Genomic DNA, 21,867 nt, shown 5'->3' on the forward strand with positions numbered 1-21,867 from the left:
TCTTTTGCACACCAACATCTCTGCCTAAAACAAATGTCGAGCATTAAGCGGCGAACACTTCGCAAAGCTCGTCGAGTGTCGCCAGAAGCTCTTTAAGGTTCAGCGGCTTTGACATCACCATGACCGGTGCGTCTGTCCCGTCCTCGTCTTCAACAGGCTTCTCGGCATCGCCGGGATGGCCGGTCATCACAATAACCGGAAGTGCAGGATTGCGTTCGCGAAGTTCCTTGACCAACGTGTTACCATCCATTTGTGGCATGCGAATATCGGTAATCAGGATATCGGGTTGAACAATTCCTGCGATCGCCAGAGCATCTTCACCGTCGCTTGCCGCAGACACATTAAAGCCCTGTGCTTCCAGATAGCCCGAGATAATCTCCATCGCGTCAAGTTCGTCATCGACAACAAGAATACGAATATTCCCGCGTGCTTCCGCATTCTTTGGCACCTGCGACAGCCAGCCGTCCTCGAGTTCTTCATCGGCCAAATCGTCTGCCTCAGTGGCCTCGATGTCGGCAAGCGGCAGGGAAATTTCAAAACAGGCCCCGTCGCCCTCGTTTCGCACATCAATTCTGCCGCCCATGGCTTCGACAATGCCGAAGCTGACAGAAAGGCCGAGCCCCGTGCCCTTGCCCACATCCTTGGTGGTAAAGAACGGGTGGAACAACAGATCAATCGCTGCTTCCGGCACCCCACCACCGTTATCATTGACCGCAAGCTTCAATGTCTTGCGTGTTTCATCAACCATGGCACAAACGCGGATCAGGCCGCCGATGCTTCCGGCGTCGTCGCCGTTTTCGTTAATCGCATCTCGCGCATTGCTCAGCAAATTGACCAATACCTGTTCCAGTTGGACCTGACGACCATTTACAAAGCAGCGCTGTCGTGGAGACACGACATCAATGACGATGCCTGAAAGTCGGCAGTCATGCTCAACCATATCAACAGCACGCTCGACCGCCTTCATTACATCAAACGGCGCGAAATCGTCATCATCTGGTCGGCTGTAGATCTGAAGGTGTTTGATGATCTCGGACATGCGCTCTGTCTGTGCACTGATCAGAGACAGTCGTTCGCGCTGAAAAGCCGGCTTTACCGCATCCAGATCATATTGTAGGGCACATGTATCTGCCGCCATGCGGATTACATTGAGCGGCTGGTTCATTTCATGGGCCACGGATGCCGCCATCTCGCCAAGTGTGGCAAGCTTGGAAGTCTGAACCAGCTGGCGTTCAACCTTGCGCTTTTCCGTGACATCCTCGGCCAGCATCAGCATCGCGGGCGCGCCTTCATGGGTAAAGGCAATGGCCGAGACTTCAAGTTCAACATTCTCGCCTTCCGGACGCTGACAGATGATCGTGAAATCCGCCCGCCCCGGATAGCCGTTGCGATAGCGCGAGATATATTCATCGAGTGTTTCGCGGCTTGAAGGATGCACCATCTCCATAAAGGACCGCCCGACAAGCTTGTCACTGTCGCTCGCCCCCAGAATGGTCACCCCCTGCTGGTTCATATAGACGATCTCTTCCCCGCTCAGGACAGAGATAAGTTCCGGTGCCAGTTCAACCAGCTTGCGATAGCGTTCTTCACTTTCCTTCAGCGCCCGCTCGGCCCGTGAACGTTCAATCGCATAGCGGATCGAGCGGCGAATGGTCCGACCATCCGGGAATTCCTTGGTCAGATAGTCTTCTGCACCGTGCTGAAGCGCGTCAAACGCCAGTTCCTCGTCCTTGTGACCGGTCAGAACAACCACAGGCGCAACATTGGCACAGCTGCGAACACGACTGATGGTGGCAACCCCTGACGAATCCGGCAATGTCAGATCCAGCAGGACAACGTCAAACTGCGCCTCTGCTCCTTCTCCATTAAGAACCGCCATCGCAGAAGCAAGATCACTGCAATGTTCGATATCAAATGGTTCACCGGTTTCTTCCAACAGGGTGCGCACCAGAAACGCATCCCCGGGATTATCTTCGACAAGAAGAATTCGAAACCGTTGTTCAGGCATTGCAGTCATATCCAACTATCAGAGAAACAGATTTTCTCCCTGCATTGACAGGATCGAAAACCCGTTGATTCTGCATGGTTTCGCCAGCCCTAGCAATCCTGAACATCAACAAGCAGCCGTCCCTTGACCTGACCTTTCAGGATCTTGTCACCCCATGGAAGAATATCGGCAAGTGCAACCTTGGTGGTTGCCGCCGCCAACTGGTCCTTGGGCAGTTCCTTGGCAAGGCGCTTCCAGGCACGAACACGCGTTTCATACGGGCACATGACTGAATCAATGCCGATCAATTTCACGCCGCGCAACAGGAACGGAATGACCGTTGCCGGCAAGTCCGGACCACCGGCAAGCCCGCAGGCGGAAACAACACCATGATACTTCATTTCAGAAAGCACATGCGCAAGGGTCGTGGTGCCGACACTGTCAATAGCCCCCACCCAGCGTTCTGCCAAAAGTGGCTTGCTGGTGTCGGTCAGTTCATTGCGATCAACAATGGTACTCGCCCCAAGGTCACGAAGATACTGATGCGTTTCCGCACGCCCTGTCGATGCGGCCACCCGATAGCCCAGCGAAGACAGAATGGACACAGCAACCGACCCGACCCCGCCTGCAGCTCCGGTTACAAGCACCTCACCATCCTGATCTTTTGAAACGCCCTGCTCTTCAAGCGCCATGACAGCCAGCATTGCGGTAAAGCCGGCTGTACCAATCGCCATCGCCTGCGAAGCGTCAAGCCCGTCGGGCAGTGGCACCAGCCAATCCGCTTTGACCCTGGCAAGTTGGCCATATCCGCCCCAGTGGGCCTCGCCAACGCGCCAACCGGTCAGGACAACTTCGTTACCGGGCTTGTAGCGATCATCAGTCGATGAAACGACTTCGCCCGAAAAATCAATCCCGGGGACATGTGGATAATTTCGAACAAGACGCCCCAAACCGTTCAGGACCATGCCGTCCTTGTAGTTCAGGGTCGACCATTTGACGCGAATCAGAACCTCGCCTTCAGGCAAGTCATCTGTGCTCAGATCCTTGAATTCTGCCGAGACGCCTTTTTCTTTCTGGTTGAGTACCAGCGCACGGAATGGCTCAGTCATGAGGTCCTCCCGATCTGTTCGGTTTACAGATCAAGAGTATGGGGTCGGGTACCTTACGTCAAACCTGGAAATGGCTTTCAGGCTAAGTCAGGGGCTCACTCAAGGACTGCACTGTGCGCCGGATCGAACGCGGGATCCACATCGCCCATCAGGGCAATAAGGACTACGACCCCCACCAGAATGCCCAGACAAATGAGTAACCGTCGGGAAGCATTACTGTTTTCAGGATTTTGTGGAACGACCTCGTCCTGCACTTCCAGCGGTAAGCTGCGGTAGGACAGCCAGCCCAATAACGGGACAATAACGAGGTCATCCAACCAGCCAATCCCCAACAGGACATCGGGCAACAAATCGACAGGACTGAACAAATAAACGAGTCCGGCCAATAAAAGCAGCTTGGACTTCAAAGCGACATCCTCGCGCAGCAAAGTGCGCAAAAGGTTCGGGATGACCATCCAAGTCGATGCCTTTTTCACAAGACCTAACCCATCCTAGCGATGCAACGGTGTGACATAGGCAGAGTAGGCAACCCGCATCGCTTGTGCAAACTGATCGCGCTCTTTCTCTGTATAGCGCGACTTCACAATGTCATTCTCAGCTGACAGGCAATCCGCGGTGCATTCCGCGAGAACGGTGGTCGGCAGCTTGAATTCATATGTCGCACCCGACGCAGCAGTCCCCTTCAAGGGCATCGCTTCGATCGATTCCGCATGCAGATCACTCGGCGGCACAGTCATCCATGCCAGTCCCAATGCAAAACCAAGAACAGCCAGCATTGCCAGTTTATCAAGATACAGCATTTTTACGTCTCAACAGCATTTCTGTTAATTGTTATTCGCAATTGATAAATGCCGTAGCGACGTACTTATTCCCTTAAAAGTTAAGAGACATTAACTTCTTACCGAATTTTCGAGCGTTTCAAACACATCCGCACCCGGTGCATGACCAAGCACATTCGCCTGATGCCAAAGGGCATAAAACAGCAAATGCCAGCAGGCGGCACCTTCGCGTTTTCCCGATGCCTCAAAGAGTTTCTCGACCCGCTCAGCATCGGCAATTTCGGCAACACCTGCCTGACCTGCAACCAGAGAACCAAGCTCCTTGCCGCGCGCTGCAATCCATTCAGATACCGGCACCGTGAATCCCCGTTTTTTGGCAAACGGCTCCGCCATTGGCAAGCAACGCTCCAACCATTTACGCAACAGAAACTTGCCGATACCTTTGCGAACCTTGAGACGGTCCGGCAGCTGATAGGCGAATTCTGCGACAACCGGATCGAGAAATGGTGTACGCCCTTCCAACCCGTTGGCCATCAACATGCGATCCAGCTTTAACAACAGGTCATTTGGCAGCCAGTCAGAACAATCAACAGCCTGTGCGATCGAAAGACGAGAGCGCTTTCCGCGGTTTTCACGACTTTCAGAGGCAGCGATTCCGTCGCGCCAGCCGTCGAGAATACCCGGGCGCAAGACATCAACCTTGTCAAAAGTCCCCTTGGATCGCATGACACGTCCCCCAAGCAAAAAGGGACGCATGACCGAACGATACCGACCGTAGCCTCCAAACAATTCGTCGCCGCCTTCGCCCGACAGCACAACCTTGAAATCGCGCGCAGCTTCCTTGGCAAGTTTATAAGTCGGCAAAATCGCATAATCTGCCGCCGGGTCATCCATATATGCGGCAACCTCGGGCAACAGCGTCCAGAAGTCCTTCTCGGAAAACATTACCTCGACATGATTTGCATTGCAGGCCTTGGCGACATTACGCGCAAGCTCGCGCTCGTCATGAACGCTACCGGCTTCAAACGCCGCCGTATAGGCCGTTACCGGTCGTTCATTCAGGCGATGCATCATGCCAAGCAAGGATGCACTATCTACCCCACCCGACAAGAACATGGCGTAATCGACATCGGACCTTTGATGCAGACGGACCGTTTCCTCAAACACTCCGTCCCATTCATAAAGCGCACGGTCAAGATTGTTACCAACGGCACCCATGTCACTCAAAACCTGACGACGACGACGCTCGACGATGCGTCCGTTTTTCAAGACGATGGTTTCGCCAAGTTGCAGTCGCTTGATCCCGTCAAGGATCATCTCTGTCCCGGTCGTAAATTGAACCTGTAGCAGTTCAGCGCGCGCGTCCTCACGCACTTCACGCCCCACAAGGCCCGCGGCAACCAGTGCCTGCGCTTCGGATGCAAAGGCAAAATATTCGGGTGTTTCGACGTAATAGACCTGCTTGATGCCAAACGGGTCGCGACACATAACCACCTGATTGTCGGTCACATCGTGAATGGCAAAGGCATACATGCCGCGCAGTTGATCAAACCCGCCAACACCATCGCGCGCAAATACGCGAAGGGCAGTTTCGCAATCCGAGTGGGTTTTAAATCCCTCTTCGCCCAACTCTTTTCTGAGTTCGAGATAGTTATAAATCTCGCCATTGGCGATCAGGGAACTGCCATTTTCATGATAAAGTGGCTGATCGCCTGTATTCAGATCAATGATCGCAAGTCGGGTCTGAACAAAACCGACAGGCCCTTTAACGTAACGCCCGCAGCCATCAGGGCCACGGTGAGAAAGTGCATCGCGCAGACGGTCAAGTTTAACCTGATCTACGCTGGTGCCGTCACGTGTCAAAATACCAGCAATACCTGACATAAATCCTCACGACGCCCGTATGTCTCGATCACTACTGAAAAGGCTTACATAAGCTCAAAGCACGTGCTTAGTTATCGTCGTAACGTGCCTTGAGATAGGACACCATGGGGAACAAGGCTGCAAGCAACGCAATCAGGAACCCCATACCGCCTTCCTTGTATCCCTTGCGCGATACAAAGCAGCGCCAGAAGCGTGAAATAATACGCCGGAAGTTATGGGCGAAGCTGCCATTTTTTCCTGAAGCGCGCAGGTCAGCGGCACGCGCACTGGTGTAGCTGTCAAACCGGCGGATCATGTCAGAGATATTGCGATCCACAAAGTGAACCAGTGCCCCGTCAAGTCGCGGGCCTTTTTTGCCGGTCAGTTCAAATGACGGGTGAACCCGTTCATTGCCCCAGTTTTTGCAGCCTTTGCGATAAAGCCGCCATACGGCAGAAGTTCCGAAGGATGCCCCCCAGCCATAACGGACGAGGCGCTTTCCAACATAGTTGTCGACAGGGATCACATAACAATCGAATTTACTGGATTGAACCGCAACCGGAATTGCTGCGGCGAGTGCTTCGTTAACATGCTCGTCGGCATCAAGTTCAAAGATCCAATCGCCGCTTGCTTCGGCGATTGCGCGGTTGCGACGTTCGCCCTCGATGTCCCAACTGCCAACCACGGTCTTTGCGCCAAAGCCCTTGGCAATCTCCTCAGTTTTGTCGGTGCACTTATCACAAACCACGACGATTTCATCAGCAAACGTTACTTTTTCGAGGCAGGAAGGAAGCCTTTCCTCCTCGTTGTGGGCACAGATCACAACGGAAATACGCTGTTTTTTGTCACTCATTGCCAGGTTCCTGCATGCGATAGTCGTTGACCAATTGAACTGCTGCCGCGACCACTTTGGCGACAGGCAAGGTTTCCATCAAATTCTCTTGAGAAAATCTGCTCTCGCGATTTTCGATGATTTTGTCGTACGACCAGTCCGTTCGCACCACCCGTCCCCATTTCGCGTAAGGGCCATAGTGCTGATCGCGCGAAGGACCGAAAAGCCCCAGTGTCGGTTGCGTTGAAGCCGCAGCCATATGCATCAGACCAGAATCGTTGCCAACATAAAGGGCTGCCTTTTTCAAACAGGCCATCACGGTCAACAGATGCTCTGTGCCAAATATCTCTACCCGTCTGTCAGACGGGATACTCTCAATGACAGCCAAGGACGCATCACGTTCATTCGGCGCACCAACAAGCAACACGCGCGCATCTTTAAGTACAGCGCCCGGCTTGGTCAATTCAGCGATGGTTTCTTCGAACCGTTCGGGATGCCAGGTCTTGCCAACCCAGTTTGCGGATGGCCCGACAGCCAGCAACGGCTTGCCATCTTCAGGGATGAGTTCTGTTGCGCGCGCTTCATCCTCTGGACGGGTCCAGATCATCGGCAGAGGCGCTGGCTCAACACCAATAAGTTTTCCAAGCTGTGCGACACGGTGCAAGTCATCATCATTGCCCGGCAACACCACCCTTTTCCGCCCAGGCAACACATAGGCCGTCGCACTGCCGCGCAAATCAACGATGATATCCCACCAGTTCAGGACGACAGACTTCCAAAGCTTCCACCAATGGCCGCCGCGCTTTTGCTTGGGCATTTTGATGATGCGTTCAAGGTTCGGCACACCTTCGAAAATCGGTGCAGCAACCGGCCCACAGGCAACCGTCACGCGGATGCCGGGATAGGTTTCGACATAGTGGCGTAGAACCGATGTCGAAAGCACCGCATCGCCCAAACGGTTTGAGGTGATGAACAGCAGGCGCACGGCTTAAAGTTTCTCCAGCTCGCCAGCGACATGGATCCATTCGCGGCGATCATTGCGCGCAGCTTCGGACTGGCTGGCAAAGAAGGAACGGTCTGTCAGAAGCTGCGATGTGATGTTGCCAAATGCCGCCTCGTCCGGGACGATGTAACCGGTTTTGCCATCCTCAACCCGGCTTTTGGCAATACCGCCGTAGGACACGACCGGCGTTGCAGCACCCAGCGCATCGACAAGCCACTGCCCGACATAATCCGTGCCATACTTGCCGTGATGCAAAAACGCACGCGCATTGGCAACGGTTTCGGCCATATCGGCTTCGGGTTTGGGATGATGAACCCTGACGCCCTTGTCGATGGCGGAGCGCACCATATCAAGCAAGTCTTCAGATACAGCGTCGTTTTCACCGGCCATGGCGCTAAACAGATCATAGGCATAGACTTCAAGGATCGCATTTGGTGCCTTGGGCGCGACGTAGGTTTCCCAAATGCGGATGATCTGGGCGATCCCGGTCGAGCTGTTGGCAACGGTCACCGCCAGTTCATCACGCGATTCAAACGCCCAGTGCATGTTCGATGCCATGACAAAGGATGTCGTCGCACCAGGCTTGATCACCACCGGTTTTTTGGCCAGTTCCGCATCAAAGGTGTTTGCCTGCGCATCACCGGTAAAGATGACCTGAACTTTCTTTTCCTGCAGAACCAGCCGGACATCATCGGCATTCAACCGTGCCGGATCGCCATCGAACCACAGTGCAATGGCTGCATTTTCGGGCACGGATGCGTGGCTCAGCAACGCCGGATCGCGCCAGACAATCACCGTATTGACCGCATCACCGCCAAAAGGCGGCAGTTCGGCATCAAGCTGGCGCCAGGCAACACCGTGCATGTCCTTGTCGATGCCGCCATTACGGCGCGCTTCGACCTTGTGGCCGCGGGCAACAAGGGACTCTGCTAGGGCAATGAAAGCGCGCTGGCATGTTCCGAGCGGACGGGCTTCGCGATCCTTGGGATCAAAGCCGATAGACTGATCAAGCATCAAGATTTTCATAAGTTTGCTTCTATCCGTTCGACGCCGTTTTATGAAGGGTTTTCTTATAGCTTATCAGGACTTTGTCCGCACAGACAGGTCTTGCGAAATTTCTGTGATTGCCCCACATTTTGCCCAAACAATTCCGATGAACCGGAGCCAAAATCATCATGAGTGAGACTTTTTATACCCTTTTGCCGGATCGCGCGGTGATCCGCGTGAGCGGCCCGGACCGGGTCAGCTTTCTGCAAGGGCTGGTATCAAACAATATCGAAACCATTTCGCCCGAGAAATCGGGCTATGGAGCGCTTTTAACACCGCAGGGCAAGTTCCTGTTTGATTTCTTTGTCTATCATCAGGATGAAGACAGCCTGCTGATTGAATGCGAACGCGGCGAAAACGGTGAACGTGTGGCCGAACTGTTCAAAAAACTTCGCATGTACAAGCTGCGTGCAAAAGCCGAACTGACGGACGTCAGTGATAGTTACGAAGTCATGGCAGTCTTTGGCAAAGATGCCCTGAAGTCGCTGTCGCTTGGGGCAGAATCGGGCGCGACCGCGCACATGGGCGACGGCATCAAGGCGGTTGACCCGCGCCTGGCCGAGATGGGGGCACGTGTTCTTCTGCCGAAAAATGCGCTGGCTGAAATGGCGGCCATAGGTGCGCAGGAAAGCGATGTCGAAGCCTATCACCAGATGCGCGTTTCGCTGGGTATCCCAAATGGCAGCGAAGAAATGGAAGTCGAAAAATCGATCCTGCTTGAAAGCGGCTTTGAGGAGCTGGGCGGTGTTGATTTCAAAAAGGGCTGCTATATGGGGCAGGAGCTTACCGCCCGCACCAAATATCGCGGCCTCGTGCGCAAGCGCCTGTTGCCTGTCAAAATTGACGGCCCGGCACCAAGTGTTGGCACACAGATCATGAATGGCGACAAGGAAGCGGGGATTATCCGTTCTGTTCATGGCGATTTCGGACTGGCTCTGATCCGGCTTGAGCGGGTTGAAGGCGATGCAGAGCTATCTGCAGGGGACGCAAAGATCAAGGTTTCTGTGCCTGACTGGGTTCAGTTGCCGGAGAATGCGGCCTGATTTCGCCCCAAAAACCGAAACTGACCTATCAAACGGGCTCCGCCATGCAGGGCCCGTTTTTTGTTAAAGCCTGTTGCAACGCACCAACAGCCCCTATGTTAAAAGAAAAGCAAAATCGGGATTTGCGATGAAACTGTGGAACAGGGTCCTTTATGTCCGGGGCTTGATGGCCGTGCTTTGCGCGCTTGCCATGATGCCTGCCATGGCAGCAATTCAGCAAACTGCACCGGATTTAAGCGACGTGCCGGTATCCGACATGTCGATTACTGAGGCCGAAAAGGAACTGGCGACAATCACCGAGGCCTATAACCGCAAGGGTCATCAGATCAAGCAAATGGCGCTTGGCACGCTGCTTCGCTTCTACCCGCAAAAAATTGTGCCCTGTGGGGCGATTGTCACCAACGTCCGTGACTGTCTGGACAATTACTGGCCGGATCTTAAAACCTATCCGGGGCATTTTCTAGGGCCGAATGAAAAGCCCGTACTCAAGCCGACCATCGAACAGGCGCGCATGACAGAGGAAAACTACCGCGATGCAGTAGAACGTCTGAACATGTTGCTGCGTGCCGTGCGCTATGAAAGCACGCTTGCCCCCGATCAACGTTATCGCACGCAGCTTGATGCTGTGATTACGCATCTGACGGAGCTTCGAGAGGCCGAATATCACAACCGCCTGCTTTTCGAGAAACTGTTCAAGATTGGCGGCATCAACCTGTTGCTTCTGGGCGTGTCAGTTAGCGGGATGCTGGTGATGAAACACCGGACCCAACGTAACGACCCGTCATCGCAATAAGACAAAAAAGAACGGCAACGAGATGCCCCGTTGCCGTTCTTGTCGGTGTTTTTCACACGTCGAGATTACGTGACGTTCTTATTTACCAAGCGCAGCCTGTGCCGCGGCAAGGCGTGCAATCGGCACGCGGTACGGGGAACAGGACACATAATCAAGTCCCTGTGCCTCGCAGAAGGCGATGGATGCCGGATCGCCGCCATGCTCACCACAAATGCCAAGCTTGATGTCACCACGCGTCGCACGGCCCCGCTCGGCCGCAAGGCTGACCAGTTCGCCAACACCATCCTGATCCAGCGATACGAACGGATCACCGGCAAAGATGTCCTTGGCGATATAGGTATCAAGGAAGCGCGCCGCGTCATCACGTGACAGACCAAAGGTCGTTTGGGTGAGGTCATTAGTACCAAAGCTGAAGAATTCGGCTTCTTCGGCGATTTCACCTGCGCGCAATGCGGCACGCGGCAATTCGATCATGGTACCGACCAGATATTTCAGTTTGGCACCTTTATCGTCTTCGACCTCGGCGGCGACCTTGATGATCGCGGCTTTCAGGATTTCGAGTTCCTTCTTGCCGACAATCAGCGGGATCATGATTTCCGGAATGACCGGATCACCACCGTCTTTGGAAACCTCGATCGCGGCTTCAAAGATGGCACGTGCCTGCATCTCGTAGATTTCCGGGTAGCTGATACCCAGACGACATCCACGATGGCCCAGCATCGGGTTGGCTTCGGCAAGATCCAGCAAACGGCGCTTGACGATGGCCTCTGACACGCCGGCGGCATTGGCCACCTCGGCGATTTCGGCATCGCCATGCGGCAGGAATTCATGCAACGGCGGATCAAGCAAACGAATGGTGACCGGCAGGCCCTTCATTATCCGGAACAGATCGATAAAGTCCTGGCGCTGATAGGGCAGAAGTTTGGCCAGTGCTGCACGGCGGCCCTGTTCGGTTTCAGCCAGGATCATCTCGCGCATTGAAACGATACGTTCCGGATCAAAGAACATGTGCTCTGTCCGGCAAAGGCCAATGCCCTCTGCCCCGAAGCCACGTGCGGTTTCGGCTTCTTCCGGAGTTTCGGCGTTGGTGCGGATCGTAAGACGACGCAGGGCATCGGCCCATTCCATAAGCTGGGAGAAATCACCGGAAAGATCAGGTTTCAGGGTCGCAACTTCGCCCAGCATGACTTCGCCGGTTGCACCATCAAGGGTGATGACGTCGCCTTCCTTGAGGGTCACACCACCTGACATCATGGTTTTGTTGGCATAGTCGATCTTGATTGCACCAGCACCACATACACATGGTGTGCCCATGCCGCGCGCAACCACGGCCGCATGACTGGTCATGCCACCGCGCGATGTCAGGATACCCTGGGCGGCATGCATGCCGGCAATGTCTTCCGGGCTGGTTTCGATACGCACCAGAATAACCTTGCGTCCCTTGCCCGCCCATTCTTCGGCGACCTCGGCAGAAAAGACGATTTGGCCAGATGCCGCACCGGGCGATGCCGGCAGGCCCATGCCGACAACCTTGCGATCTGCTTCGGGATCAAGGGTCGGGTGCAGCAATTGATCAAGCTGTGCCGGGTCGACGCGTTTGATCGCATCTTCCTGTGAAATCACGCCATCGCGGCACATTTCAACCGCGATCCGCAAGGCGGCCTTTGCCGTGCGTTTACCCGCACGGGTCTGAAGCATGTAAAGCTTGCCGGACTCGACAGTGAATTCCATGTCCTGCATGTCGCGATAATGGGACTCAAGTTTTTCGCGGATGTCACACAGTTCCTCGAAGACAACCGGCATCGCGGCTTCCATTGAAATAAGGTCCGAACCGGATTCCTGTTTTTCAATCTCGGTCAGCGGGGCCGGTGTCCGGATACCGGCAACAACGTCTTCGCCCTGCGCGTTGATCAGGTATTCGCCATAGAAGCGGTCTTCGCCAGTTGACGGATTGCGTGAGAAGCACACACCGGTCGCGCAGTCATCGCCCATATTGCCAAAGACCATGGCCTGAACGTTGACCGCCGTGCCCCAGCTTGCCGGGATGTTGTGCAAACGGCGATAGGTATTGGCACGCGCATTCATCCAGCTGCCAAAGACGGCCCCAATCGCGCCCCAAAGCTGTTGGCGCGGGTCTTGCGGAAACGGTTCGCCAAGCTCGCTGTTGACTTTTTTCTTGAATGCCTCGACGACTTCGGCCCAGTCATCTGCGCCCATGTCGGTATCAAGGGTAACGCCCTTGTCTTCCTTGACGGTCTCAAGGATGTCTTCGAAGTGATAATGGTCAACGCCCAGAACGACGTCGCCATACATCTGAATGAAGCGGCGGTAACTGTCATAGGCAAAACGACGGTCGCCAGATACGGCTGCCAGTCCCTCGACCGTTTCGTCATTGAGACCAAGGTTCAGAACCGTATCCATCATGCCGGGCATGGACGCCCTGGCACCGGATCGCACGGAAACAAGGAGTGGGTCCTTGGCATTGCCAAATTTACGGCCGACAAGTTTTTCAACAGAGGCCAAGGCACTTTCGACCTCGGCATTCAGACCATCCGGGTAGGCACGGTTATTGTCGTAAAACGCCGTGCAGACTTCGGTTGTAATGGTAAAGCCGGGCGGGACCGGAAGTCCGAGATTGCACATCTCGGCAAGGTTTGCGCCCTTGCCGCCCAGAAGTTGACGCATATCCGAACGGCCCTCGGCGCTACCGCCACCGAAACCGTAAACCCATTTGGTCATCTTGCCTTTTCCTCATCTGGTCACGGCCCGCGGGCCGTTCCCCAGGATGGGGAAAAGCCCCTAAACCCTGACCTGTTTTATGATTCGATCTTCGAGAAGTCGGCAATATCGTGCAACGCTGTGCGGATTTGTGCCAACAGCTTCAAGCGGTTGGCACGTTCGTCGGCATTGTCGCTATTGACCGTGACCTTTTCGAAGAATGTATCGACCGGTTCACGCAACCGCGCAAATTCGGTCATAGCCGCGGCATAGTCCTCGTCACGCAGAAGTGGCAAGGCCTTGTGCCGGACATCAATGAGCGCCTCATACAGCTTGCGTTCTTCTTCCAGGCTCAGAAGATCCGCGGAGACTTCCGCGTTATAGGACGTGTCGTCCTTTTTCTCTTCGATGCGCAGAATGTTTGACGCACGCTTGTATCCGGCCATGAGGTTGACGCCGCTTTCACCGGAGACAAAATCGGAAAGCGCTTCAACACGGGCCAACAGGCGGACAAGATCGTCCTCGCCATCCAGTGCAAACACGGCCGACACCAGATCATGGCGCACACCCTGTTCACGCAGATGGACTTTGAGACGGTCTGCAAAGAAGGCCAGAAGGTCTTCGACCGCCTCGTCACGACGAATATCTGCCGGGTACTGGGAAACCGCAAAGGCAAAAACGCGCCCAAGCGGCAAACGCAAACCGTTTTCCAGTACCAGACGAATGACACCCAATGCCGCACGACGCAAAGCAAACGGGTCTTTTGAACCGGTCGGCTTTTCATCAATTGCAAAGAACCCGGCAAGGGTATCAAGTTTCTCTGCCAGAGCGAGGGCAACCGAAACCGGGGCAGTCGGGCACATGTCCGACGGACCGGCCGGTGCATAATGCTCGGCAATGGCGTTGGCGACTTCCGGGGCTTCGCCGTCATTCTCGGCGTAGTATTTGCCCATCAGTCCCTGAAGTTCGGTGAATTCAAACACCATCTGCGACACCAGATCGGCCTTGCCGATTTCTGCGGCGCGGTCGGCCAGTTTGACATCACAATTCGGAATTTCCGCAGAGATTTCACACGCCAGACCACGCAGACGCAAAACACGCTCTGCCAGCGAGCCAAGCTTGGCGTGGAAGACGATGTTATCAAGTTTCGGCAGACGCGATTCCAGCGTCACTTTCCGATCCTGATCCCAGAAGAACTTGGCATCATGCAGACGCGCACGCAGAACACGCTCGTTCCCGGCGATGATCTTGGCGTTGTTATCTGCGGTGATCATGTTCGAAACCGTGATGAAGCGCGCGGTAAGCTTGCCGTTTTTGTCTTCAACCACGAAATATTTCTGATGCTCACGCATGGAGGTTTCAAGAACCTCGCGCGGGATGTCCATGAACTGGTCATCAACCTTGCCCATGACCGGCACCGGCCATTCCACAAGACCGCAAACTTCTTCAAGAAGACGATTGTCTTCAAGAAGTTCAAAGCCCTCGTCAGCGGCGAGTTTCTTGGCGCCGTCAAGGATGACCTGCTTGCGCTGTTCGCGATCAAGCATGACCTTGGCCGCCAGCAGCTTTTCCTTATAGTCGGCGGCATTGGCAATGCTGAATTCTGCCGGGGCCAGGAAACGGTGGCCACGGGTGCTGTCACCTGCGGTAACCGGACCATAGCTGACCGGAATGACCGTGCCGTCAAACAGGCAAAGGATGCGATCAAGCTGACGCACCCAACGGATTTTCTGATCTGCCCAGCGCATGGATTTCGGCCAGGGCAGCTTGTTCATCGCATCTTCGATGATGTCCTTGATGACTTCCGATGCCGCGCGGCCTTTCTGTTCGACAATCGCAAACAGGAAGACGCCCTTGGGCGTTTCGCGCTTTTCGCACTGATCAAGGGTCACACCATTGCCCGCAAGGAAGCCATTGATGGCCTTTTCCGGGGCATCGGCACGCGGACCACGGCGTTCTTCGCGCAGGTCAGGCTGTTTTTCCGGCAGACCATCAACAATCAGGGTCAGGCGACGCGGGGTGACCAGCGCTTCGACCTTATCGAAACCAAGGTCAGCGGCCTTCAGGCCGTCGGCGACCAGTTTGGACAGATCTTGCGCCGCACGCGCCTGCATGCGGGCCGGGATTTCTTCGGAAAACAGTTCAAGCAGCAATTCGGCCATGACTTAAGCCTCCTCGTTCAGATGGCCACGCGACCGCAGCCACGCTTCGCAGCAGGATTTCGACATGTCACGAACACGACCGATATAGGCCGCACGTTCGGTCACGGAAATCACACCGCGCGCATCAAGGAGGTTAAAGAGGTGGGAGGCCTTCATGGCCTGCTCATACGCCGGCAGGGCCAGACCACGTTCGATATTCACCGCACATTCGGCCTGTGCGTCCTTGAAGTGCTGGAACAGCATGTCGGTGTTCGCGACTTCAAAGTTATAGGTCGACTGTTCGCGTTCGTTCTGCAGGAACACGTCGCCGTAGCTGACACCCTGACCATTATAATCAAGGTCGTAAACGTTCTCGACGCCCTGAATGTACATCGCCAGGCGTTCGATCCCGTAGGTCAGCTCGACCGGAACCGGGTTACATTCAAAACCGCCAACCTGCTGGAAATAGGTGAACTGGGTGACTTCCATGCCATCAAGCCAGACTTCCCAGCCAAGGCCCCAGGCGCCGAGCGTCGGGCTTTCCCAGTCATCCTCAACAAAGCGGATATCGTGGGCCATCGGGTCAATGCCCAGATGTTTCAGCGAGCCAAGATACAGATCCTGTGAATTGGCCGGTGACGGCTTCATCAGAACCTGAAACTGGTAGTAGTGCTGCAGACGGTTGGGGTTCTCGCCATAACGACCATCGGTCGGGCGACGGGACGGCTGAACATAGGCTGCATTCCAGGTTTCCGGACCCAGCGCGCGCAAGGTTGTCGCGGTGTGAAAGGTACCGGCACCGACTTCCAAGTCATAAGGCTGCAGGATGACACAACCCTGATCGGCCCAATAGCTTTGCAGTCGAAGAATGATTTCCTGGAATGAAGGGGGACGTTGCGACCCGTCGAGCGCCATGGCGCGAACTCTCTATTTCTGTTGTCTATGAATTTATGGCGGCAAGCTACCGCCCTGCCCCCGCGCGGTCAAGAAGGCAAAAGCCCTGAGACACGCCGAATTTGCAACCCTCTCATCCTGACCGGCCTTATCATGCCGCATTGCAGCAATAGTGATCAGCGATTATCGGAAAAATTCCAAGCCAAATTCGCAGAACTTGCCCCAAAGTCGAATGCCATCGGGGAAACGCTGCTTAGCTATCGCAGCGGTGCGCATCGCCCTCTGCATGGTAGACGCCGCAGTTCGGGCACTTTTCCAGCTCGTGGGCGACGGGCTTGGATTGTTTTTTCTTTTCGTGGCCGGTTTGTTTGGGCTGCTCGTTGCTTGAAACCTGTTTGCCGCGGTTAAACAGCTTGAATCCCTGCCAAACGACAACGAAGACAAGCGCGGTGAATAGGATTTTCGAAAAACTCAGCATGTCAGATCCCAAAGCACGGATTTATCTGCGACATCCGTCGCAACCACATCGCCCTTATATTGAAGTTCGATCAATTTAGAAACCGGGCAATGCCATCGGATTGCGCAAAAGGGTATCTGTTTCGGGCAAATAAGCCCCGCCTTCATCATTCAAAACGATCCCGCGTCGCATGGTCAGCGGTGATGCGACGCCTTTGCGCGCCGAGACAATGACCCGCAACGGCGCGTCTGCGTCGGCCTTGCTCCAGATTGGATAAACCGTCATATCCCCTGCCCGTCCATGCAACAGGCCAATGATCCGATCCAAGTGGTCCGCACGATGCACCAGTGTGATGCGGCCCTTTTGGCGAACCATCTTAAGGCAAAAGGCAATCCAGTCTTTCAGATCTGCGCTGCCTTCCTGATGGGCCTTGGCACGGCTTTCATTGCTGGGGCGCGTCCCCCCGGCATAGTAAGGCGGGTTTGAAATGACCTGATCGAAGCTTTCGGCCATCAGGGGTAGCCCGCCATCATTGATATCACCATGGATCGGTGTGACCCGTCCGGCGAACTCATTTTCCATCACATTGCGACAAAACAGGGCATAAAGATCATCTTGCAGCTCAACACCCGTCACCTTTGCGGCTTCAAGACGTCGGGCCACGCACAAGCCGGCCGAGCCGACAGCCGCCCCGACATCCAGGATCTTTTCATCGCGACGGGAATTGATGGCAACCGATGCGGCCAGCAACACGGCATCGACCGCCGCCCGGTAACCATCGACCGGCTGCTTTAGAACCACCGATCCGCCAAGAAGGTAATCATGGCTGATCCGTTCCTCGGGGAAATCGGGCACTTCAATGCCTGTGGCTGCACTCACGCTTAACTGTCCTGATCTGTCGTTCCGGGTTGATTGAAATGTTATTCGGATGCCACCGCATCCGAACCATCACTTTTGGCGTTATGCGCATCAAGTTCGCGTCTGGCAACATCAAGAACATATTTCGCGCGACTTTCCGCTTCACCATCAACCATCAGCCGCCTGGGCAGCGCTCCGATGGATCCTTCGATGATGCTGGCATGATAGTCAAAGATGTGACTGTCGATACCTTCATCAGCCAGAACAGCCTGTGCCCAGCTCAGTTCGATGGGATCGTTACTGCGAAATAGTTCGATCATCTGTATTTTCCTTCAAACTGTGATCAGGCCTGTCATACGTTTTGAAACACAAACAACTCCAAAAATCGATAATATCTCTATAATGTAGGTATTTGCGGTTATGGTTTTCGAAACCTGCGCGACAAAACCGTGAATTGCCAGCGATCAGGCCTGTCGCTGAACCGCATTTGTCCACTTGACCACAATAGCTTGGCCTATCTATGTTGAGGCCGCCTGCTGTTATTTGCAATCTTCGCCCAAGCAGGCAGCGAAGATGCCATTTGAGAAGTCGGAATACAGCGTGACCAATACCGCACCGCAGACAAAGACTCAGCCGAGCCTTGATTCACTGGTCAACCTCGTCGACGGCGACATGAAGCGCGTCAATCAGGTGATCATCGACAACATGCACAGCGAAGTCGCCCTGATTCCGCAATTGGCCACCCATCTGGTCGCAGCCGGGGGCAAACGCATGCGCCCGATGTTGACACTGGCATCTGCACGGCTTTGCGGCTATGGCGACGGTCCGCACGCGGTCGATCTTGCCGCCTGCGTCGAGTTCATTCACACGGCCACCCTTCTGCATGATGATGTGGTTGATGAAAGCCAACTGCGTCGCGGCCAGGCATCGGCCAATGCCCTGTTTGGCAATGAGGCCAGCGTTCTGGTCGGTGACTTCCTGTTTGCGCGCGCCTTTGTCGTCATGGTCAAGACCGGGTCGCTGCGCGTTCTGGATATTCTGGCACAGGCATCTGCCGTTATTGCCGAGGGCGAGGTACTGCAGCTATCGACCGCCAATGACATGGGCACGTCCGAAGAAGCTTATCTCGAAGTCATCACCGCAAAAACTGCTGCCCTGTTTGGCGCAGCGTCGCAGATTGGTGCGGTGATTGCCGGTCGCTCGACCGAGGATGAAGAAGCGCTGCGTCTTTATGGTATCTATCTTGGCACGGCGTTCCAGCTGATCGATGATGTGCTGGATTATTCCGCCCATCAGGCAACCCTTGGCAAAACCGTTGGCGATGACTTCCGTGATGGCAAGGTGACCCTGCCGGTGATCATTGCCTATGCCAATGGTGATGACGATGAAAAGGCCTTCTGGCGGCGCTGCATGGAAGATCAGGACTTCCAGGATGGTGATCTGGACCGCGCGCAGGAACTGATCCGCAAATATAACACCCTTGATGCATCCATGGACCGTGCCCGCGAGTTCGGCCAGAAAGCAATCGACACCCTGACCCGCTTTGAAGATGGCGCCATCAAGGATGCCATGATCGAAGCTGTCGAGTTTTGCATTTCCCGCCCGTATTAATCGATATTCCCGTTACGCATGCCGGGGTCACACCCGGACTACGCAAAAATATCTTGCGTCGCTTGCGATAAACCATTATCACCCGGCTTCGCAGAATGACGGAGCGTAGCTCAGCCTGGTAGAGCACTGTCTTCGGGAGGCAGGGGTCGGAGGTTCGAATCCTCTCGCTCCGACCATCATTCAAAGGCCCTGATACGGTTATCCGTTTCAGGGCCTTTTGCGTTTCAGACGGCAAGTCATCGCCCTATGAACATGCGCGCGGCCATGAATTTCAATCGCTTGTTTCGTCGCCGTCCCTGCACGACACCAAACTGACATTTTTTCCGCCAAAACGTCGGGTTTATGCTTGATCCGCGCCGAAAGAAGGGATAAACCTCCGCCCACTGACGGAGCGTAGCTCAGCCTGGTAGAGCACTGTCTTCGGGAGGCAGGGGTCGGAGGTTCGAATCCTCTCGCTCCGACCATCAGTCGGGCGGTCTTTCATTGAAAGGCCGCCCGTTTTCGTTTTCGCACATGAAAACCCGTGCTGATGCCAAAACCTGCTGCATCTGCACTTCGGCATGGCAGCATCAGACAGCCAGCACTTCCTTCCATCGACAACAGGGCAAAACGATCCTAACGGATAGCGAATCACCATACGAAAAGTAAGGTCATGAGATCGCACCTGCGTAAACGACGAGGATCATAGGCCTTTTTGGCATTCAACTTTCGAACAAGATGAAAGAGCACCAAATACGCATTCCCGTGCGGATTTCCTGCTTTTGCGCCCGGCAGCAAGTTTCATTTTTGCGCTGCAATAAAGATATTTTCTTTCGCAAATGAGGAAACAAACTTGCTCATCCTTGCGAAATACGCTTATGCTTCGCCCTGCAACACAAAAATCGGGGAGAAAACCGCCCAATAATAAAAGCAAAAGGCGGTGGTCGGCCTCACGTGGTATTACCAATTTCGGACTTCTTAGGGAGGAAGACGAATGACTTTTTCTAAAGTGCTTAAATCAGCAACTTGCGCTGCTGTTCTTGCTGCGGCTGCGTTCACGGTGGCCCCGTCTGATGCGGACGCCCAGGAGCGTGTTCGCTGGAAAATGGGCTCCACCTATCCGGGCAGCCTGACCCAGCTCGGCACGCTTGGCAAACGCGTCGAAGAGAAAATCGAAGAAGTTTCTGGCGGCAATGTCCGCATCAAATTCTACGAGCCAGGCGCACTTGTGCCGGCACTGGAAGTGTTCGATGCCGTTTCGACCGGCTCGATTGATGCCGCATTCTCCACCCCGGGTTACTGGGCAGGTAAAGTACCGGCCCTTCAGCTGTTCGGTGCCGTTCCGTTCGGCCCGCAGGCTGGTGAATATCTGGCATGGGTCAAGTTTGGCGGCGGTCAGGAAATTTTTGACGAGCTGTATGCCGAACATGGCATCAAATCGCTGTTCTGCGGCCTGATCGCACCGGAAGCATCGGGTTGGTTCTCCAAGGAGATCAATTCACCAGAAGACCTTAAAGGTCTGAAAATGCGCTTCTTCGGTCTTGGCGCAAAAGTGATGGAAAAACTTGGTGTTTCCACCCAGCTTCTGGCGGGCGGCGACATCTATCCGGCACTTGAGCTTGGCACCATTGATGCCACCGAATTCTCCATGCCGGCGATTGACCTGAAACTCGGCTTCCATCAGGTCGCGAAATACTACTACTTCCCGGGCTGGCATCAGCAGTCGACTCTGTTCGATCTGATGATGAACAAGGAAAAGTGGGATGCCCTTTCCGACACCCAGCGCGCCCAGATCGAATCCGTATGTAACGACAACCTTGCATATGGCTTTGCAGAAGGTGAAGCGATCCAGTTCAACGCCCTGAAAGAACTTCAGGAAAAAGGCGTGAACATCAAAAAATGGTCGCCGGAAATGCTCGACACCATGCGTGGTGCCTGGGAAGAAGTTGCAACCGAGCTTTCGGCAGAAGATGCGAACTTCAAAATGGCTTACGAAAGCCTCCAGAGCTTCCGCGCAAACTACAAGATATGGAAAGACATCGGATATCTCGATTAATCCAACAGGTCTGAACGACTGCTAAGCCAGTCGACAAAACAAGTCTCGGCAAGGCCGGGTGCTCCGTGCCCCGGCCTTGACCGCGATAAGAAGACCCGGGAGACCTTCTATGGAAGCGCTACTGAAATTTAGTGACGGCATCGACGCCATCGTGACCCGTGTGGGAAAGTGGGCAAGCCTGCTTGCCATACCGTTGATGATCGTCATCCTTTATGACGTGATCCAGCGTAAATTCGGCGGACAGGGTTCCATCAAGCTTCAGGAGCTTGAATGGCATCTGCATACCGGCCTGTTTATGTTGTGTTTCGGGTTCGCCTATATTCGCGACTCACACGTCCGTATCGAACTGATCCGTGACAACCTTCGCCCCCGCACCCGTGCGATCGTCGAGATGATCGGCGGTATTATTTGCGTTTTGCCATTCTGCGCACTGGTGCTGTATTTCGGTTTTGATTTTGTTGCCCGCTCTTTTGAAAGCAACGAGGTATCGGCTTCCACAACCGGCCTGACCCACCGCTGGATCATCAAATCGACAATCCCCATCGGCTTTGGCCTTCTCGCCATGGCGGGGCTTTCAATCTTCCTGAAATGCTTCGTCTTTGTCTTTGGCCCGACCAACCTGCACAAGCGCGCAGGCTATTATGTCGGCACCCACCATCTAGAAGACCTTGGCACCGCCAAGATCGAAGACTGAGCG

19 protein-coding genes and 2 tRNA genes are annotated in these 21,867 nt (G+C 54.7%); 7 read left to right on the plus strand and 14 right to left on the minus strand.

The annotated features are described in order from the left end of the window. Positions 1-43 precede the first annotated feature (43 nt). The 8 genes from ACXAF0_RS19090 to ACXAF0_RS19125 form a co-directional block, all read right to left on the minus strand. Positions 44-2,008 carry a response regulator gene (locus ACXAF0_RS19090; protein ID WP_475347415.1) on the minus strand — a complete coding sequence of 655 codons (1,965 nt, stop codon included), beginning with the start codon at positions 2,006-2,008 and terminating at the stop codon, positions 44-46. Positions 2,009-2,097: 89 nt separating this feature from the next. Then, positions 2,098-3,096, minus strand: a complete 999-nt coding sequence (gene acuI, locus ACXAF0_RS19095) for an acrylyl-CoA reductase (NADPH) (protein ID WP_475347416.1) — start codon at positions 3,094-3,096, stop codon at positions 2,098-2,100. 95 nt (positions 3,097-3,191) lie between these two features. Further along, positions 3,192-3,572, minus strand: coding sequence for a YkvA family protein (locus tag ACXAF0_RS19100; protein ID WP_475347417.1), 381 nt, complete (start codon positions 3,570-3,572; stop codon positions 3,192-3,194). Between the two features lie 15 nt (positions 3,573-3,587). Next, on the minus strand, positions 3,588-3,896 hold the full coding sequence (locus ACXAF0_RS19105; RefSeq protein WP_475347418.1) for a hypothetical protein: 309 nt from the start codon (positions 3,894-3,896) through the stop codon (positions 3,588-3,590). A gap of 90 nt (positions 3,897-3,986) precedes the next feature. Continuing rightward, positions 3,987-5,759 carry an asparagine synthase (glutamine-hydrolyzing) gene (asnB, locus tag ACXAF0_RS19110; protein ID WP_475347419.1) on the minus strand — a complete coding sequence of 591 codons (1,773 nt, stop codon included), beginning with the start codon at positions 5,757-5,759 and terminating at the stop codon, positions 3,987-3,989. Between the two features lie 67 nt (positions 5,760-5,826). Then, entirely contained in the window at positions 5,827-6,591 is a 765-nt protein-coding gene (locus tag ACXAF0_RS19115) for a glycosyltransferase family 2 protein (protein WP_475347420.1), read from the minus strand. Beyond that, positions 6,584-7,555: a glycosyltransferase family 9 protein gene (locus ACXAF0_RS19120; protein WP_475347421.1), complete on the minus strand. Its 972-nt coding sequence runs from the start codon at positions 7,553-7,555 to the stop codon at positions 6,584-6,586. Before ACXAF0_RS19120 ends, ACXAF0_RS19115 begins: the two co-directional genes overlap by 8 nt. 3 nt (positions 7,556-7,558) lie before the next feature. Continuing rightward, positions 7,559-8,599: a glycosyltransferase gene (locus tag ACXAF0_RS19125; RefSeq protein ID WP_475347422.1), complete on the minus strand. Its 1,041-nt coding sequence runs from the start codon at positions 8,597-8,599 to the stop codon at positions 7,559-7,561. A 149-nt stretch (positions 8,600-8,748) separates the two neighbouring features. Here ACXAF0_RS19125 and ygfZ point away from each other — a divergent pair, with 149 nt between their 5' ends. Together ygfZ and ACXAF0_RS19135 are read left to right on the plus strand one after the other, a co-directional pair. Beyond that, entirely contained in the window at positions 8,749-9,663 is a 915-nt protein-coding gene (ygfZ, locus tag ACXAF0_RS19130) for a CAF17-like 4Fe-4S cluster assembly/insertion protein YgfZ (protein WP_475347423.1), read from the plus strand. A gap of 127 nt (positions 9,664-9,790) precedes the next feature. Then, complete coding sequence (locus ACXAF0_RS19135) at positions 9,791-10,456, plus strand: hypothetical protein (RefSeq protein WP_475347424.1); 666 nt, start codon at positions 9,791-9,793, stop codon at positions 10,454-10,456. 78 nt (positions 10,457-10,534) lie between these two features. Here the strand turns inward: ACXAF0_RS19135 and ppdK are convergent, their stop codons facing one another. From ppdK to ACXAF0_RS19165, 6 genes are all read right to left on the minus strand, one after another. Beyond that, positions 10,535-13,195 carry a pyruvate, phosphate dikinase gene (gene ppdK / locus ACXAF0_RS19140; RefSeq protein ID WP_475347425.1) on the minus strand — a complete coding sequence of 887 codons (2,661 nt, stop codon included), beginning with the start codon at positions 13,193-13,195 and terminating at the stop codon, positions 10,535-10,537. 77 nt (positions 13,196-13,272) lie between these two features. Continuing rightward, positions 13,273-15,336 carry a glycine--tRNA ligase subunit beta gene (gene glyS / locus ACXAF0_RS19145; protein WP_475347426.1) on the minus strand — a complete coding sequence of 688 codons (2,064 nt, stop codon included), beginning with the start codon at positions 15,334-15,336 and terminating at the stop codon, positions 13,273-13,275. Positions 15,337-15,339: 3 nt separating this feature from the next. Further along, the gene (locus ACXAF0_RS19150; protein WP_475347427.1) at positions 15,340-16,230 is read right to left on the minus strand and encodes a glycine--tRNA ligase subunit alpha; all 891 of its coding nucleotides are present in this window, start codon (positions 16,228-16,230) and stop codon (positions 15,340-15,342) included. 232 nt (positions 16,231-16,462) lie between these two features. Beyond that, the gene (locus tag ACXAF0_RS19155) at positions 16,463-16,687 is read right to left on the minus strand and encodes a hypothetical protein (protein ID WP_475347428.1); all 225 of its coding nucleotides are present in this window, start codon (positions 16,685-16,687) and stop codon (positions 16,463-16,465) included. Between the two features lie 75 nt (positions 16,688-16,762). Continuing rightward, positions 16,763-17,545, minus strand: a complete 783-nt coding sequence (locus ACXAF0_RS19160) for a tRNA1(Val) (adenine(37)-N6)-methyltransferase (protein WP_475347429.1) — start codon at positions 17,543-17,545, stop codon at positions 16,763-16,765. Positions 17,546-17,586: 41 nt separating this feature from the next. Next, positions 17,587-17,844 (minus strand): putative signal transducing protein, encoded by a 258-nt coding sequence (locus tag ACXAF0_RS19165; protein WP_475347430.1) that lies wholly within the window; start codon positions 17,842-17,844, stop codon positions 17,587-17,589. A 253-nt stretch (positions 17,845-18,097) separates the two neighbouring features. Between ACXAF0_RS19165 and ACXAF0_RS19170 the strand changes: the two genes are divergently transcribed. The 5 genes from ACXAF0_RS19170 (at position 18,098) to ACXAF0_RS19190 (ending at position 21,864) form a co-directional block, all read left to right on the plus strand. Continuing rightward, positions 18,098-19,135, plus strand: coding sequence for a polyprenyl synthetase family protein (locus ACXAF0_RS19170; protein WP_475347431.1), 1,038 nt, complete (start codon positions 18,098-18,100; stop codon positions 19,133-19,135). 99 nt (positions 19,136-19,234) lie between these two features. Then, a tRNA-Pro gene (locus ACXAF0_RS19175) sits at positions 19,235-19,311 on the plus strand. A gap of 211 nt (positions 19,312-19,522) precedes the next feature. After that, positions 19,523-19,599: transfer RNA gene (locus ACXAF0_RS19180), tRNA-Pro, on the plus strand. 509 nt (positions 19,600-20,108) lie between these two features. After that, on the plus strand, positions 20,109-21,170 hold the full coding sequence (locus ACXAF0_RS19185; RefSeq protein WP_475347432.1) for a TRAP transporter substrate-binding protein: 1,062 nt from the start codon (positions 20,109-20,111) through the stop codon (positions 21,168-21,170). Between the two features lie 109 nt (positions 21,171-21,279). Continuing rightward, positions 21,280-21,864, plus strand: coding sequence for a TRAP transporter small permease subunit (locus tag ACXAF0_RS19190; RefSeq protein ID WP_475347433.1), 585 nt, complete (start codon positions 21,280-21,282; stop codon positions 21,862-21,864). Positions 21,865-21,867: the final 3 nt, after the last annotated feature.

Source organism: Thalassospira sp. ABD4_177, assembly GCF_056160125.1.